A 15,086-nucleotide genomic window follows, 5' to 3' on the forward strand; every position below is an offset into this window, starting at 1 on the left:
GCTTTCAGCGGCCGACCCTCCACTCAGGCCCGCGCGACCGCCACCGAGACCGACTGCGCCTCGCCCACGGGCACCTCGGAGACCCCGTCGGTGACAGGACCGTCGACGAGGGTCACCGAGGTGGCGAGGGTCTCCCCGGCGATGAGGTCGCGGTGGGCCTCGAGGGCCGCACGGACGTCGTCGGTGCCGCCGAGGGTGAGCGCGATGCGGTCGGAGACCTCGAGGCCGGCGTCCTTGCGGGCCTGCTGGACGGCGCGGACGACGTCGCGGGCCAGGCCCTCGGCGGCCAGCTCGGGGGTGACGACGCAGTCGAGCACGACGAAGCCGCCGGCGAGGATGCCGAGCGCGACGCCCTCGTCGGCCGAGCCGGCGACGGTCTCGAGGGTGTACTCCCCCTCCTCCAGGCGCAGGCCGCCGGAGGTGACGACGCCGTCGGCGTCGACCGACCAGTCGCCGGACTTCGAGCCCTTGATGGCCACCTGGACGTCCTTGCCCAGGCGCGGTCCGGCGGCACGGGCGTTGACCGAGAGCCGCTGCGAGACGCCGTAGGCGGCGGCCTCGGGGGCGTCGGCGGCGAGCAGGCGCACGGAGCGGACGTTGAGCTCGTCGGCGATGATCGCCTCCAGCCCGGCCAGCGCGGCGGGGTCGGGGACGACGACGGTGAGCGAGCTCAGCGGCAGGCGGGTGCGCAGCGAGCGGGCCTTGCGCAGCGCGGAGGTGGCCGAGCAGACCTCGCGCACCTGGTCCATTGCGGCGACGAGCGCCTCGTCGGCGGGCAGGACGGCGGCGTCGGGCCAGTCGGTGAGGTGCACCGAGCGGCCGCCGGTCAGGCCCCGCCAGATCTCCTCGGAGAGCAGCGGGAGCATCGGCGCGGTGACGCGGCACAGCGTCTCGAGCACCGCGGCGAGGGTCTCGAAGGCGGGCCCGGAGACGGCGAGGTCGTCGCTCCAGAACCGCTCGCGGCTGCGGCGGATGTACCAGTTGGTGAGGACGTCGAGGAACCCGCGCACGGTCTCGCTGGCCTCGGCGATGGCGTACTCGTCGAGCGAGGCGGTGACGTCCTCGACGAGGGCGCGCGTCTTGGCCAGCAGGTAGCGGTCGAGGACGTCCTGCGAGGTGGTCTCCCCGCGAGCCTCGTAGCCCGAGGCGTTGGCGTAGAGCTGCAGGAAGTACCACGAGCTCCACAGCGGCAGCAGCACCTGGCGCACCGAGTCGCGGATGCCCTGCTCGGTGACGACGAGGTTGCCGCCGCGCAGGATCGGGCTGGACATGAGGAACCAGCGCATGGCGTCGGCGCCGTCGCGATCGAAGACCTCGCGGACGTCGGGGTAGTTGCGCAGCGACTTGCTCATCTTGTTGCCGTCCGAGCCCAGCACGATGCCGTGGCTGACGCAGTTGCTGAAGGCCGGCTTGTCGAACAGCGCGGTGGCCAGGACGTGCAGGGTGTAGAACCAGCCGCGGGTCTGGCCGACGTACTCGACGATGAAGTCTCCCGGGAAGTGGCCCCGGGCCTCGGCGGTGCCGTCGAACCAGTCGGCGTTCTCGAACGGGTAGTGGGCCTGGGCGAAGGACATCGAGCCGGAGTCGAACCACACGTCGAGGACGTCGGTGACGCGGCGCATCGTGGAGCGCTCGCCTTCGGGACGCGGGTCGTCGGGGTTGGGACGCGTCAGCTCGTCGACCCACGGCCGGTGCAGGTCGCGCTCGCCGGCGGCGTTGAGCGGCAGGCGGCCGAAATCGCGCTCGAGCTCCTCGAAGGAGCCGTAGACGTCCAGGCGCGGGTACGCGGGGTCGTCGCTCTTCCACACCGGCACCGGGGAGCCCCAGAAGCGGTTGCGGGTGATCGACCAGTCGCGGGCGTTCTCCAGCCACTTGCCGAACGAGCCGTCGCGGGTGTGCTCGGGCACCCAGTTGATCTCCTGGTTGAGCTCGAGCATCCGCTGCTTGACGGCCGTGACCTCGACGAACCACGAGGAGACGCCCTTGTAGATCAGGGGCTCGCGGCAGCGCCAGCAGTGCGGGTAGGAGTGGTCGTAGGTCTCGCGGCGCAGCAGGATCGTGCCGGGCGTCACCGAGCCGGCGACCTCGCCGCGCGTGGCGGCCTTGAGGTGGTCGATGACGTGGGGGTTGGCGTCGAAGACCTGCATTCCCTCGTACTCGGCGACGGGCACGGTGAACCGGCCGTCCTTGCCCACGGGCATGACGGCCTCGATGCCCTCGCGGTCGGTGACCTCCTTGTCGACCTCGCCGAACGCGCCGGCGGTGTGGACGACGCCGGTGCCGTCGGTGGTGGTGACGGCGTCGTCGGCGGCGACGACGCGGAAGGCGTTGGCGTGGCCGGCGTAGTAGGAGAAGGGCGGCGCGTAGGTGCGGCCGACGAGGTCGGCGCCGCGGTAGCGGCCCAGCACGGTCGGCTCGTCGGCGTCGGGGAAGAGCTCGCGCTTGTAGGCGCCCAGGCGGGCCTCGGCGAGCAGGTAGCGGGCGGTGGCGCCCTCGACGCCGGGCACGGGGCCCTCGACGACGACGTAGTCGATCTCCGAGCCGACCATCACCGCGAGGTTGCTCGGCAGCGTCCAGGGCGTGGTGGTCCAGATGAGGACGTGCGCTCCGTCGAGCACGGGGTCGTCGCCGCGCTCGTCGAGGCGGTAGCCGACGGTGACGGCGGGGTCCTGACGGTTCTGGTAGACGTCGTCGTCCATGCGCAGCTCGTGGTTCGACAGCGGCGTCTCGTCGTTCCAGCAGTAGGGCAGCACGCGGAAGCCCTCGTAGACCAGGCCCTTGTCGTGGAGGGTCTTGAAGGCCCACATGACCGACTCCATGTAGTCGGGCTGGTAGGTGCGGTAGTCGTTGTCGAAGTCGACCCAGCGGGCCTGGCGGGTGACGTACTCGCGCCACTCGCCGGTGTACTTCATGACCGACTCGCGGCAGGCGTCGTTGAACCGGTCGATGCCCATCTCGACGATCTCGTCGGTGGTCTTGATGCCGTTGAGGCGCATCGCCTCGAGCTCGGCGGGCAGGCCGTGGGTGTCCCAGCCGAAGCGGCGCTCGACGCGCTGGCCGCGCATCGTCTGGTAGCGCGGGACGAGGTCCTTGACGTAGCCGGTGAGCAGGTGCCCGTAGTGCGGCAGGCCGTTGGCGAAGGGCGGGCCGTCGTAGAAGACGAACTCGCCCTCGCCGTCGGCGGCGACCTCGCGCTGGTCGATGGAGGCCTGGAAGGTGCCGTCGGCGGCCCAGTAGGCGAGGATCCGCTCCTCGATCTCGGGCAGGCGGGGGCTCGCGGGGACGACGCCGGACGCGTCGGAGGTCACCTTCGGGTAGGTCATCGCTGGTCCTGGTCTGGTTCGGATGCTCGTCACGGACCAGGGACGATCCGTCGCGCGGACCGCGGTACCACCCTGCTTGCCCGCCTCGCGGCGGACCCCTTCGTTGACGGCTGTGACGGGCCGGCCCCGTCCGGTTCTACTGAGCGGGTCGGGACCCGCCGTTCTTCCGGAGGCTCGCCGCTGATGACGGCTCGAGCGCCTGTGGGGCCAGCGTACGGCCGGGTCCGCAGCGTGGTCGAATCAGTTCGCCGCTCCCCCGCCGTGGTGGGCTGGGCCCGTGAGCGATCCCCGAGGCAGCGACCTCACCGCCGCGCAGTTCCGCGAGCTGATGAACGCCTGGCCGACCTTCGCCGCGCAGGCGATCACGGTGCTGGAGGTGGCCGACGACTGGTCGCGGGTCGAGGTGCGGCTCGACCTCACCGAGGCCAACGCGAACTGGTTCGGCACCGCGTTCGGCGGCTCGCTGTTCTCGATGATCGACCCGTTCCTGCCGATCATGCTCAGCCAGCGCCTCGGCGCCGGGCACGTCGTGTGGGACAGGCTCGTCGAGATCGACTTCCGCCGCCCCGGCACCGGCCCGGTGACGGCGGTCGTCGAGGTCGGCGACCATGTCGTCGAGGAGGTGCGGGTCGCCACCGCCGGCGGCGAGCGGCTGCTGCGCTGGTTCGAGGTGGCGCTGACCCTCGACGACGGCACCGTCGTGGCGGTGCAGCGGCGTCAGATCTACGTGCGCCGCCAGCGTCCCGACGCCTGACCGACGCCTGACCGGCGCCGAACCCGGTCGCGGCGCGGAACCCGTCCGTGATGGGGTGGGCCCGTGCCCGCCGACTTCTTCCTCGACCCCGCCGACGACCCCCGCCTGCAGCCCTCGGACTCCCCGCGCGGCGAGCGGGCGGTGCTGGAGCAGTACCTGCAGCACTTCCGGCTCACCTTCGAGCTGAAGCTGCAGGGCCTGGACGCCGAGCAGCTGGCCCGCCGCTCGGTGCCGCCCTCGACCCTCTCCCTGCTCGGGCTGCTGCGCCACCTGGGCAAGGTGGAGCACACGTGGAACAAGATCTTCCTGCAGGGCCTGGACGAGCCGCGCCTCTACGGCTGCGAGGAGACCCGCGACGCCGACTTCGACGGCGCGGTGGCCGACGACGCGGTCGTCGCCGAGGCCTGGGAGGTCTGGCGCCGCGAGCGCGACGCCTTCGAGTCGCACCTGGCCACCCGGGGGCTCGACGAGCTGGTCGACGTGCGCGGCGACCACATCGAGGTGCGTGACGTCGCCGTCCACGTCATCGAGGAGTACGCCCGCCACTGCGGCCACGCCGACCTCCTGCGGGAGTGCGTGGACGGGCGCGTGGGCCAGTAGCCGCGGCTCCCTAGACTCAGGCCACGTGACCACCTCCGCCTGGGGCTACGGCCTCGCCACCGTGACCACCGACGGCACCGTCCTCGACGTCTGGTTCCCGACGCCGGCGCTCGGCACCCGCCCGACCGAGGCCGAGGCGCCCGGCGAGCTCGTCGACCTCACCGGCAGCGACCACGCGCGACGGGTGCGGCGCGAGATCCGCCTCGTCGAGATCGCCGACCTCGCCGCGCCGCCGGTCGACACCGCCGACGTCTGGCTGCGCCTCCACCTGCTCTCCCACCGCCTGGTGCGCCCGCACGGCCAGAACCTCGACGGCGTCTTCGGCCTGCTCGCCAACGTGGTGTGGACCTCCGCCGGCCCGTGCGCCGTCGAGGGCTTCGAGGCCACCCGCGCGCGCCTGCGCATGCACGGCCAGCACGTCACCGTCTTCGGCGTCGACAAGTTCCCGCGCCTGGTCGACTACGTCATCCCCACAGGCGTGCGCATCGCCGACGCCGACCGCGTGCGGCTCGGCGCCCACCTCGCCGAGGGCACCACCGTCATGCACGAGGGCTTCGTGAACTTCAACGCCGGCACGCTCGGCGCATCGATGGTCGAGGGCCGCATCTCCGCGGGCGTCGTCGTGGGCGACGGCTCCGACGTCGGCGGCGGCGCGTCGATCATGGGCACGCTCTCCGGCGGCGGCAAGCAGACGATCTCGATCGGCGAGCGCTGCCTGCTGGGCGCGAACGCGGGCCTGGGCATCCCCCTCGGCGACGACTGCGTCGTCGAGGCCGGCTGCTACGTCACCGCCGGCACCAAGGTGACGCTGCCCGGCGAGGACGGCCGCGTCGTCAAGGCCCTCGAGCTCGCGGGCGCCAGCAACGTGCTCTTCCGCCGCAACTCCATCACCGGGGCCGTCGAGGCGGTGGCCTGGAAGGGCCAGGGCATCGAGCTCAACGCCGCGCTGCACGCGAACTGATCCTCAGCACGACCTGCGACGACCGGTGGTGGCCTGCGGGCCGCCACCGGTCGCTGGTTAGGCTCGCCTCATGCGACAGGGGGGTCGAGGGGTGCGCCGCACCCTCGTGGTGACCCTGGTCCTGGCGGTCGGCGTCGTGGCCGCCGTCGCGTTCGGCGTCCACCGGGCGGTGGCGCCCTACCTCGGGCTGCGCGGCTGCACCGCCACCGTCGACGGGCGCACCGTCGACCTCAGCCAGGAGCAGGCCGAGAACGCCTCGCTGATCGCGGCCATCGGCGTCCGACGCGGACTGCCGGCCCGGGCGGTGTCGATCGCGCTGGCCACGGCCTACCAGGAGTCGAAGATCCGCAACCTCGAGGGCGGCGACCGCGACTCCCTCGGCATCTTCCAGCAGCGTCCGTCGCAGGGCTGGGGCACCCGCGCGCAGATCCTCGACCCCGTCTACGCCACCAACGCCTTCTACGACGCGCTCGAGAAGGTCGACGGCTACCGCGGCCTGCGGATCACCGAGGCGGCCCAGGCGGTGCAGCGCTCCGGCTTCCCCGAGGCCTACGCCGACCACGAGGACGACGCCCGCGTCCTGTCGTCCTCCCTCACCGGCTACTCCCCGCACTCCTTCACCTGCACCGTCGGCGCGAGCGCCGACTCCTCCTCCGCCGACCTCGACTCCTCAGGCCTCACCGGCCGCGCGGCCCGCGTGCGCGCCGAGGTCGAGCGGGTCTTCGGACGCCAGTCGCTGGGCGGGTTCGCGCCGGGCGGCGTCACCACGGGCCACATGAAGGGCTCCGCGCACTACGACGGCCGGGCGGTCGACGTCTTCTTCCGGCCTGTCAACGCCGCGAACCGCGTGCAGGGCTGGGCGATGGCGCAGTTCCTGGTGGCCCAGGCCGAGCGCCTCGACATCGCCACCGTCATCTACGACGGCCGCATCTGGACCGCGCGCCGCTCCGGGCAGGGCTGGCGCGACTACACGCCGGCCTCCAGCGCGGGCGACCGCGCGGTGCTCGAGCACCGCGACCACGTCCACGTCGACGTGTTCGCCTGAGCGACGGGCCGCGTCAGGGCAGCGTCAGCGCGAGAGCCGTGCGACGGCGGCCTCGACCCGCTCGTCGGTGGCGGTGAAGGCGACGCGCACGTGGCGCGCGCCGGCCTCGCCGTAGAAGGCGCCGGGCGCCACGAGGACGCCCTGCTCGGCGAGGGCGCCGACGGTGGTCCAGCAGTCCTCGTCGCGGGTGGCCCACAGGTAGAGCGAGGCCTCGGAGTGGTCGATGCGGAAGCCGGCCGACTCCAGGGCCGTGCGCAGCCGGGCCCGGCGCGCGGCGTAGCGGCCGTGCTGCTCGAGCGCGTGGGCGTCGTCGTCGAGGGCGGCCTTGAGCGCCACCTGCTGCGGTCCGGGCATCTGCAGGCCGAGGTTCTTGCGCACGGCCAGCAGCTCGGCGACGACGGCGGGGTCGCCGACGACGAACGCGCAGCGGTAGCCCGCGAGGTTCGAGCGCTTGGAGAGCGAGTGCACCGAGAGCAGGCCCTCGGTGGACCCGCCGCAGACGTCGGGGTGGAGCACCGAGACCGGCTCGGCCTCCCAGGCGCACTCGAGGTAGCACTCGTCGGAGACCAGCAGGGTGCCCCGCTCGCGGCACCACGCGACGATCTCGCGCAGCCGCTCGGCCGAGAGCACCCGGCCGCTGGGGTTGGCCGGGGAGTTGATCCACAGCAGCGCCGGCGGGGCGCCCTGGGCATCGAGCTCCTCGAGGCTGTCGGTGGCCAGGGCCCGGGCGCCGGCCAGCGCGGCGCCGACCTCGTAGGTCGGGTAGGCCAGCGCGGGGTAGCCGACGAGGTCGCCGGGCCCGATGCCGAGGTGCAGCGCGAGCGAGGCGATGAGCTCCTTGGAGCCCACCACCGGCAGCACGTGCTCGAGGCCGAGGCCGGTGACGCCGTGGCGGCGCGCGAGCCAGTCGACGACGGCCTGCCGCGAGGACGGCAGGCCGATCGTCGTCGGGTAGCCGGGGTTGTCGGCCGCGCCGCGCAGGGCCGCCTGGGCGACCTCGGGCGTGGGGTCGACGGGCGTGCCGACCGAGAGGTCGACGATGCCGTCAGGGTGCGAGCGGGCAGTGGCGGCGTAGGCCGTCAGCCGGTCCCACGGGAAGTCCGGCAGCCGGCCCGAGACCGGCGCCGGGGAGCCCACGGGGCTCAGTGGTCCTGGTTCTGCGGAGCGAGGCCCGCCACGAACGCGTGGTCGTGGTCGATCTCGCCCATCTTCGCCGCACCGCCGGGCGAGCCGAGGTCGTCGAAGAAGTGCACGTTGGCGTCGTAGTACTCCTTGTTCTCCGCCGGGAGGTCGTCCTCGTAGAAGATCGCCTCGACCGGGCAGACCGGCTCGCACGCACCGCAGTCGACGCACTCGTCGGGGTGGATGTAGAGCATCCGCTTGCCCTCGTAGATGCAGTCGACAGGGCACTCGTCGACGCACGCACGGTCCTTGACGTCGACGCACGGCTGGGAGATGACGTAGGTCACCGGGTTCCTCCTGAGGACGGCGCGAGATGCGCACGGTGGGCTGCTCTGGCGTCAGCCTAGTATCCGAGGGTGGCTGGCGATCGGGAACCCCACGCTGTGGGCAAGCACCTGCTTGGTGAGCACGTCGTCGGACAGCGCGTCGTGGTGCGCCGGCTCGTGCGCGGCGAGGCCGGTCCCACCGGCGGCCCGGCCTTCACCGACCTGCTCGGACAGTGCCTGGCCTGGGAGTACGATCACTGCGTCATCGCCCCTGAGCAGGGAGAACCCGTGCGCATCCCGCTCGCCGACATCGTCTCGGGCAAGCCGGTGCCGCCGCGGCCGGCGACCCGGCTGAGGGTCGGCGCGCGGGAGGCGCAGGAGCGCGCCCACGCGCTCTTCCCCCACCTGCGGACCACCCCTCTGGGGCCCTGGACGCTGCGCCTCGACGACGCCCATCCCGCCCGGCGCGCCAACTCCGCGCTGGCCTTCGGGCCCTCCGGCGAGGTCGACGACGCGCTCGTCGCGGGCGTCGTCGAGCACTACCGCCGGGCCGGACGCCGCCCCGTCGCCGCCGTCGAGGTCGGCACGGCCGAGGAGGAGCTGCTCCGCGGCCTGGGCTGGGGCGCCGAGAGCGTCGAGTCGGACTCCGTCCTCGCCCTCGCCTCGGTGGCCCGCACCGCCCGCTCGCTGCCGACCGACCTGCCCGAGGCCGCCATCGCGCTCGAGGACGGCCTGGCCGTGGCCCGCATCGGCGAGGACGCCCGCGGCCTCGCGGTCGTCGACCGCGACTGGATCGGCTTCCGCGGCGTCGAGGTGCGACCCGACGCCCGTGGGCGCGGCCTGGCGCTCGCGGTGATGGCGGCGCTCGTCGAGTGGGGCGCCGAGCAGGGCGCCACCACCGCCTACCTGCAGGTGCTCGACGCCAACGAGCCGGCCCGGCGGCTCTACGCGGGACTGGGCTTCGTCGACCACCACCGCTACCAGTACCTCGCGCCGCAGGCCTGAGGCGCAGCCGTGAGGACCGGCGCTCAGGCGGTCCGGCGGGGACGGCGCAGCACCAGCAGCGCGACGCCGCCGAGCACGAGGCACACCACGGCCATGAGGCCGGCGAAGCCGCGCACCACTCCCCCGAGGCCGCCGAAGGTGGAGGAGCCCCCGACCGCGGCCGTCTGCGGGAACGAGCCGGACGCGCAGGCCAGGGTGGCCCCCGTCGGGTAGCCGCGCACCTCGAGCAGCGGACGCAGCGTGGTGCCGTCGAGCTCGACGCCGTCGCCGCGCCCGGCGACGGCCAGCTCGCTGATCTTGGCCGAGCTGAGCTCGGCGCCGTCGGCGGTGCGCAGCGTGCAGTCGACCCCGCTGGTGCCGACGCCCTCCGGAGGGACGTCGCCGTAGACCGTGACGCTGCCGCCGAACAGCCCCAGCGACGGCAGGGCGATGGAGCCGGGGTCCTCGACCCTCGTGACCTCGGAGGCGGAGGAGGAGCCGCCGCCGAGCAGGGCGAACCCGGCCAGCACCGCGGCAGCGACCAGCAGCATCACGGCGCCGAGGCGCAGCGCGCCCCGCTGGCTCTGACTCGTCCCCATGTCTCGCACCCCTCCGTGCCTCGACCGTTCCTCGACCGTTCCTCGATCGGGCTCCGACGCTAGCCGACGGCCGGTGCGTCCGACAGACGAGACGCCCATCCATCATGCGGACACCGATGAGGTCTTAAGTCGATCGGCTGACTACGGTTCACGCCATGACCGACCAGACCGCTCTCGCCACCGCCCCCCGCGTCATCCTCGTGGACGGCTGTGACGAGCCGTGTGTCGGCCGCACCGAGGTCCTCCGCGGCCAGGCCCGGGCCGGGCACGGCACCCTGCGCTACGTCGAGCTGAGCCTCGACGCCGGCGCGACCTGGGAGGAGGCCACCCTCACCGGCCCCAACGTCGAGGGCCTGTGGGTCGAGTGGGAGCACCCGTGGCTCCCGGCCCACCAGGGCGTGCAGACCCTGCGCATGCGGGTCACCGACAGCGCCGGCGTGCGTCGCGACGCCATCACCGCCACCTTCGACGTCCGCTCCTGAGCGCCGCCGGGCGCCTCGTCCTCAGCGCGAGGACGAGGTGCTCGGCGCGACGCAGACGACGCGGTCCGAGGCGTTGTAGACCGTGTGCAGCTTCTCGGTGCGCACCAGCGTGCTGCTGCCCGGGCGCCGGAAGTAGCGGAACACGTCGACGGAGAAGCCCGGGCCACCGCCGTTGGGCTCGCAGTCCGGCGTGCTCAGACGACGCGTCGAGGGCTGGGTGAAGGCGTAGCGCTTGCTGGTGCTCGTGGTGATGTCCCAGACCTTCGTCGACCACATCGAGACGGTGATCGAGCCGCGCGAGGACGGCGTCGACGGCGTGAACGAGGTGTCGACCAGGACGCCGTACTTGGTGTCGTTGCGGAAGCGCAGGTCCACCGAGCCCCAGGCCACGGTGGCCTCGCGGCCCTCGGGGTAGCGGTCGATGTAGAGCGAGTGCGGCTTGTGCTCGACGTCCTCGAGGCCGGCGAAGAAGGCGGCGTTGAAGGTGGTGGTCGCCGACTGCGAGACGCCGCCGCCGAGGTCCTCCTTGAAGATGCCGTCGCTGATGATGAAGCCCGCGGTGAAGCCGTTCTCGCGGGTGCGCTCCCCCACGATCTTGTTCAGCGAGAAGGTGTCGCCCGGCTTGAGCACGGTGCCGTCGATGAGCTCGGCGGCCCGGCCGATGTTGACGTTGCGGTACTCCGCGTAGGGGAAGTACGTGGTGAAGGTCGAGACCTTCTCCTTGATCCGCCAGTCCGTGGCCTGCTTGGTGGTGACCTTCGGCTCGGCGGTGGTGGCGCTGACCCGCGCCTCCCGCTTCGAGCTCCTCGTCAGCACGCTGAGGAAGGCCTTCTCGACGGCGTCGGCCTCGAAGTCGACGCCGGGCTTGGCCGGGACCACCGTCGGGCGGCCGTCGACGAGGCGCACGGTGGCGTCGACGGGCGCGTCGGCGTCGCCGACCTGCGCCTTCACGAGGCGATCGAGCCGGGCGGTGTCGACCTTCGGCACCAGGACGCCGTCCTGGGCCTCCATGCTGAGCGCGGAGGCGTACTGCGAGGGCAGGAGCCGCACCGGGGAGTCGCCGAAGCGCAGCACGACGGCGGCCGACATCGCGGGGTTCGCGAACTCGTCGAGCGCCTTCTGCAGGTCGGCGTCGTCGATCTCGGGCTCCACGACGGTGGCGGTGAGGTCGACGGGCGCGGCCGTCGGGGCGAGGAACGCCGCCTCGAGCGCGCGACGGGCGGCCGCGGGCTCGACCGAGCGGCCCTGACGCGGGGCCGTGGTCTCGACGCCGGCGCGGGTGAAGCGCACGGCGCCGTCGACCGGCTCCTGGCCGTCGCCGGCGGAGAGGCCCTCGAGGAAGGAGGTCATCGCCTGCTCGTCGACGGCGAGCACGGGGTCGATGCGCTGGCGGTCGACGTAGTGGCCCCACAGCGAGCCGGGGCTCCAGCTGCGCTCGCGGACGGCGGCCTCGACCGAGGCGCCGTAGTCGATCGCGAGGCCGGCGTCGGCGGGGTCGACCTGCTGGGTGCGGCCCTCGACGCGCACCTCGATCGGGCGCGCCACCTGCTCGGCCAGGCCCGAGCGCAGCCGCTGCTCGGCGGCCTGCGGGCTCAGCCCGCCGACGGCGACGCCGCCGATGCGGGTGTCGCGCGGCAGGTCGTCGCCGGCGTAGGCGTAGGCCGCGGCGTACCCGCCGCCGGCGAGCAGGAGGAGGACGAGCACCACGGCGACGACCGCCGAGGTTCCGGTGCGGGTGCGGGCCTTCGTCTCCTGCTCCATGGCGCCGATCCTACGAATCGCCCCCGGGCGGCGACGCCGCGCCGCTCCCGGTGGACGCCTCGGATCGTCTCGGGGCCCGCCGGTCGAGGGTCAGGGTGCAGCCGAGCACGAGCAGCATCACCGCGCCCAGGAGCGCGTAGCCGTGGGCGTCCTGGGCGATGAGGTAGTCGCCCTCGGGCCGCGAGCGGGTCAGCCACAGCACCACGAGGGCGAAGCCGCCGGCGAAGGCCAGACGACCGCCCGGACGCGCGGGGAGCGCGCGGGCGGTGAGCAGCGCGACCACGACGCCGAGCGCCAGGCCCCACCACCAGCGGTGCACCAGCACCGTGGCCGTGCCGCCGAGCACCCCCAGGACGATCAGCGCGCCGCCGACGAGCACCCGCACGGCTCAGACGCCGGCGAAGAGGTCGTCCTCGAGCCCGTCGGGGCCGACCGGCCCCGGCGTGCCCTTGACGAGGCGGTAGACCTCGATGCCCAGCGCCGTGGCGCCGACGTTGTTCGACAGCGCGAAGAACGGGCCGTCGGTGGCCACCTGGGTCGGGTAGGCGCGCAGGGCGTCCATCTTCTGCTCGACGAAGGCGGTGGCGTCGACCGCGCAGGTGAGATCGGAGTCGGGGACGACGAACGGCGGCAGCGGGCCGTCGGGGTCCATGCCCTCGAAGGAGACGGCGTCGCCGGCGTCGCGCATCATCCGCAGGCCCTCGCGCATGCGGCTCTCCGACATCGCGCCCCAGTAGACCTTCGCGACGTCCCAGGCCTCGCCGAGGTCGCGGCGGTAGGACGGCGCGGCGGCGAGCGCGACGGCGTAGGTGGCGACGCGGTGGGCCTGGATGTGGTCGGGGTGGCCGTAGCCGCCGAACTGGTCGTAGGTGACCAGCACCTGCGGACGCACCTCGCGGATGACCTCGACGAGGTGGTCGGCGGCGACGGTGAGGTCGGCGCGCCAGAAGGCGTTGTCGTGGATGTCGTCGGCGGCGATGGCGTAGCCGTCCTCGTGCCACTTCATGCCGGAGTCGCGGAAGCGGCCGAAGCCGCCCAGCCAGCGGTGGTCGGTGACGCCGAGCGCGGCCATCGCGTCGGCGATCTCACCGCGGCGGTGCTCGCCGAGCCGGTCCTCCTGGTCGGCGGCCAGGTGGGCGAGCTCGGGGACGAGGATCTCGCCCTGCTCGCCGGCGGTGCAGGTGACCAGCGTGACGCCCCGGCCCTCGGCGGCGTACTTGGCCATCGTGGCGCCCTGGCCGATGACCTCGTCGTCGGGGTGGGCGTGGACGAGGAGGAGGCGGTGCTCGGGCATGGGATCAGCCTAGTGGCGGACGCTTGATCCGACGCGGCGCCTCGGGCAGCGCGACCGGCGGCGGGGTCGGGTGCGCCGGGGCGGCCGGGTCGTCCTCGACCAGCCAGCCGTCGTGCTCGTCGAGCAGCATCTCCACCAGGAGCGCGGGGGCGTCGGTGACGACGGCCCACGGATGGTCCTCGTCGTCGTCCTCGCCGGCCAGCCGCTCCCGCTCGACGAGCGCCTCGTACCCGTCGGCGCGCAGCCGGGCCGCCACCGCCGAGGCGTCGTCGTCCTCGAAGAGCACGGCCCGGCGCCAGCCCGCGGCCTCGGCGGCGAGCACGGCCCGCAGCTCGGGCAGGAAGACGGTGTCGGACTCGAGCCAGTGCGGGGCGGCGTCGCCCTCGAGCTCGTCGAGCCCCAGCCAGCGCAGCGCGTCGTGGGACGCGCCGTCGGGCTCGGGCTCGCCGCCGTGGATGCGGGCTACGCCGACGCGCAGCGTCCGGCCCTCCCCGAGGTCGGCACGGGCGGCGAGCCATCCGGTGACCTCGACGTCGACGCCGAGCTCCTCGGCGAGCTCGCGCACCAGGGCGTCCTCGGGGCGCTCCCCCGGCTCGACCTTGCCGCCGGGCAGCTCCCAGCGACCGGCGAGCGCCGGGGGCCCGACGCGACGGGCGGCCAGCACGCGGCCGCCGCGCAGCAGGGCCGCTCCCACCACCAGACGCTCCATGGCGCTGAGCCTAGGAGAGCCGCGCGCTCAGCGCGGGAGGAGGGCGAGCTGGCGGCCCTGCGCGACGAGGCGGTCGGCGGCGTCCCAGACCTCGCAGTCCTCCTCGAACATGCCGCCGGCGATGTTGCGGGTGCGGTGCACCAGCCGCAGCCAGCCCGGCGCTGGCAGCGCGCGGACGTGGGCCGTCAGCTGCATGGTCGGCGCCCACCCCAGGCTGCCGAGGTCGAAGGTCACCGGCGGGAGGGCGTCGACGGCCAGCAGGAGCGCGAGCGGATCGGGCTCGCGCTCGTCCTTCAGGCGGAACCAGGCCGAGAGCTCGCCGCGGCCGGTCGGCGCCCCGACGAAGCAGCCCGCCTGCTCGGCGGGGAAGAGCATCTCGAAGCGGTCCATGAGCGGGGCGATCGCGCGCAGCTGCGGCGGCGCGTGCTCGTTCGACACGCACTGCTCGCGCGGCGGCAGCGCCAGCGCAGCCGCGGTGGTGCGGACGTCGTCGGGCAGCGCCGCGAGATCGCCGCACGTGGCCAGCACCGCGAGCCGGACGGCGTCGCCCTGCCGCAGCTCGACGTCGGCGACCGTGGTGCGGCCTCCTGAGCGGCGCACGCGCACGTGCAGCTCGGCGGGGCCGGGCACGGCGGCGGAGAGGTAGGTGGCGGCGAGGACCAGCGGGTCCGGCGTGCCGAGCCCCTGCACGTCGGCGAGCTCGGTGCGCAGCGCCGCGCCGACCAGGGCGAGCTGGAAGCCGCCGTTGACGCCGCCGCCCACCTGCCAGCCGGCCGGGAGCTCGGCGGCCAGACGGCCGTCCCCGAGCGGGTGCACCTGCAGGTCGCGGTCGAGCTCGGCCATCCTCACGCGTCGCAGCCTAGGAGGCGGGGCCGTTCGCGCCGATCGGCGTCCGGGGCCGGGGCCCGAACCGCCTTCACCCGACATTTCCCGACACCGTGTCGCAGGCATTTCCGGGCGGCGATAGTCAGGCATCACTAATCACCATCGGTCGGCCCGGATCGACTCGGGTCGAATCGGACACGAGCGGACCCGATCCGGGCAGGATCGCGATCCTTCGAAATTCAACGAGAAATGCCCCGGCAGGCACCCCATCCATGCATGCCAGGGCATTTCCCGCACAACA

At 73.6% G+C, this 15,086-nt stretch carries 15 protein-coding genes; 6 read left to right on the forward strand and 9 right to left on the reverse strand.

The features are described from left to right. Nucleotides 1-23 precede the first annotated feature (23 nt). Nucleotides 24-3,323, reverse strand: coding sequence for an isoleucine--tRNA ligase (ileS, locus tag ACZDWJ_RS11270; RefSeq protein ID WP_463521052.1), 3,300 nt, complete (start codon nt 3,321-3,323; stop codon nt 24-26). A gap of 277 nt (nt 3,324-3,600) precedes the next feature. Here ileS and ACZDWJ_RS11275 point away from each other — a divergent pair, with 277 nt between their 5' ends. From ACZDWJ_RS11275 to ACZDWJ_RS11290, 4 genes are all read left to right on the forward strand, one after another. Then, entirely contained in the window at nt 3,601-4,077 is a 477-nt protein-coding gene (locus tag ACZDWJ_RS11275; protein ID WP_463521053.1) for a PaaI family thioesterase, read from the forward strand. Nucleotides 4,078-4,140: 63 nt separating this feature from the next. Beyond that, nucleotides 4,141-4,677, forward strand: coding sequence for a mycothiol transferase (locus ACZDWJ_RS11280; protein ID WP_463521054.1), 537 nt, complete (start codon nt 4,141-4,143; stop codon nt 4,675-4,677). 25 nt (nt 4,678-4,702) lie between these two features. After that, on the forward strand, nt 4,703-5,638 hold the full coding sequence (gene dapD, locus ACZDWJ_RS11285) for a 2,3,4,5-tetrahydropyridine-2,6-dicarboxylate N-succinyltransferase (protein WP_463521055.1): 936 nt from the start codon (nt 4,703-4,705) through the stop codon (nt 5,636-5,638). A gap of 70 nt (nt 5,639-5,708) precedes the next feature. Beyond that, complete coding sequence (locus ACZDWJ_RS11290) at nt 5,709-6,683, forward strand: hypothetical protein (RefSeq protein ID WP_463521056.1); 975 nt, start codon at nt 5,709-5,711, stop codon at nt 6,681-6,683. A gap of 24 nt (nt 6,684-6,707) precedes the next feature. On the opposite strand, the gene dapC is transcribed toward ACZDWJ_RS11290, so the two are convergent. Next, the gene (gene dapC, locus ACZDWJ_RS11295) at nt 6,708-7,820 is read right to left on the reverse strand and encodes a succinyldiaminopimelate transaminase (RefSeq protein ID WP_463521057.1); all 1,113 of its coding nucleotides are present in this window, start codon (nt 7,818-7,820) and stop codon (nt 6,708-6,710) included. Between the two features lie 5 nt (nt 7,821-7,825). After that, entirely contained in the window at nt 7,826-8,152 is a 327-nt protein-coding gene (gene fdxA / locus ACZDWJ_RS11300; protein WP_463521058.1) for a ferredoxin, read from the reverse strand. 69 nt (nt 8,153-8,221) lie between these two features. Here fdxA and ACZDWJ_RS11305 point away from each other — a divergent pair, with 69 nt between their 5' ends. Further along, nucleotides 8,222-9,136: a GNAT family N-acetyltransferase gene (locus tag ACZDWJ_RS11305; protein WP_463521059.1), complete on the forward strand. Its 915-nt coding sequence runs from the start codon at nt 8,222-8,224 to the stop codon at nt 9,134-9,136. 23 nt (nt 9,137-9,159) lie between these two features. Here the strand turns inward: ACZDWJ_RS11305 and ACZDWJ_RS11310 are convergent, their stop codons facing one another. Beyond that, entirely contained in the window at nt 9,160-9,714 is a 555-nt protein-coding gene (locus tag ACZDWJ_RS11310) for a hypothetical protein (RefSeq protein WP_463521060.1), read from the reverse strand. A gap of 155 nt (nt 9,715-9,869) precedes the next feature. On the opposite strand from ACZDWJ_RS11310, the gene ACZDWJ_RS11315 reads away from it, so the two are divergent. After that, nucleotides 9,870-10,196 carry a hypothetical protein gene (locus tag ACZDWJ_RS11315; RefSeq protein ID WP_463521061.1) on the forward strand — a complete coding sequence of 109 codons (327 nt, stop codon included), beginning with the start codon at nt 9,870-9,872 and terminating at the stop codon, nt 10,194-10,196. Between the two features lie 21 nt (nt 10,197-10,217). Here the strand turns inward: ACZDWJ_RS11315 and ACZDWJ_RS11320 are convergent, their stop codons facing one another. Genes ACZDWJ_RS11320 through ACZDWJ_RS11340 form a run of 5 tightly spaced genes read right to left on the reverse strand, consistent with a single transcriptional unit; the run spans nt 10,218 to nt 14,803 of the window. Further along, nucleotides 10,218-11,957 (reverse strand): VanW family protein, encoded by a 1,740-nt coding sequence (locus ACZDWJ_RS11320; protein ID WP_463521062.1) that lies wholly within the window; start codon nt 11,955-11,957, stop codon nt 10,218-10,220. Between the two features lie 10 nt (nt 11,958-11,967). Further along, nucleotides 11,968-12,342 carry a DUF6113 family protein gene (locus tag ACZDWJ_RS11325; protein WP_463521063.1) on the reverse strand — a complete coding sequence of 125 codons (375 nt, stop codon included), beginning with the start codon at nt 12,340-12,342 and terminating at the stop codon, nt 11,968-11,970. A 3-nt stretch (nt 12,343-12,345) separates the two neighbouring features. After that, on the reverse strand, nt 12,346-13,251 hold the full coding sequence (gene mshB, locus ACZDWJ_RS11330) for an N-acetyl-1-D-myo-inositol-2-amino-2-deoxy-alpha-D-glucopyranoside deacetylase (RefSeq protein ID WP_463521064.1): 906 nt from the start codon (nt 13,249-13,251) through the stop codon (nt 12,346-12,348). Nucleotides 13,252-13,255: 4 nt separating this feature from the next. After that, entirely contained in the window at nt 13,256-13,960 is a 705-nt protein-coding gene (locus ACZDWJ_RS11335) for a (deoxy)nucleoside triphosphate pyrophosphohydrolase (protein ID WP_463521065.1), read from the reverse strand. A 27-nt stretch (nt 13,961-13,987) separates the two neighbouring features. Further along, the gene (locus ACZDWJ_RS11340; protein WP_463521089.1) at nt 13,988-14,803 is read right to left on the reverse strand and encodes a thioesterase family protein; all 816 of its coding nucleotides are present in this window, start codon (nt 14,801-14,803) and stop codon (nt 13,988-13,990) included. Nucleotides 14,804-15,086 lie beyond the last annotated feature (283 nt).

The sequence above is a fragment of the Nocardioides sp. B129/18 genome, assembly GCF_055282735.1.

Bases quoted from the DNA above. Each gene is read 5' to 3' on its own strand.
- ileS (WP_463521052.1), bottom strand. From the start codon at position 3,323: ATGACCTACCCGAAGGTGACCTCCGACGCGTCCGGCGTCGTCCCCGCG.
- ACZDWJ_RS11290 (WP_463521056.1), top strand. From the start codon at position 5,709: ATGCGACAGGGGGGTCGAGGGGTGCGCCGCACCCTCGTGGTGACCCTG.
- ACZDWJ_RS11310 (WP_463521060.1), bottom strand. From the start codon at position 9,714: ATGGGGACGAGTCAGAGCCAGCGGGGCGCGCTGCGCCTCGGCGCCGTG.
- ACZDWJ_RS11315 (WP_463521061.1), top strand. From the start codon at position 9,870: ATGACCGACCAGACCGCTCTCGCCACCGCCCCCCGCGTCATCCTCGTG.
- ACZDWJ_RS11320 (WP_463521062.1), bottom strand. From the start codon at position 11,957: ATGGAGCAGGAGACGAAGGCCCGCACCCGCACCGGAACCTCGGCGGTC.
- mshB (WP_463521064.1), bottom strand. From the start codon at position 13,251: ATGCCCGAGCACCGCCTCCTCCTCGTCCACGCCCACCCCGACGACGAG.
- ACZDWJ_RS11335 (WP_463521065.1), bottom strand. From the start codon at position 13,960: ATGGAGCGTCTGGTGGTGGGAGCGGCCCTGCTGCGCGGCGGCCGCGTG.
- ACZDWJ_RS11340 (WP_463521089.1), bottom strand. From the start codon at position 14,803: ATGGCCGAGCTCGACCGCGACCTGCAGGTGCACCCGCTCGGGGACGGC.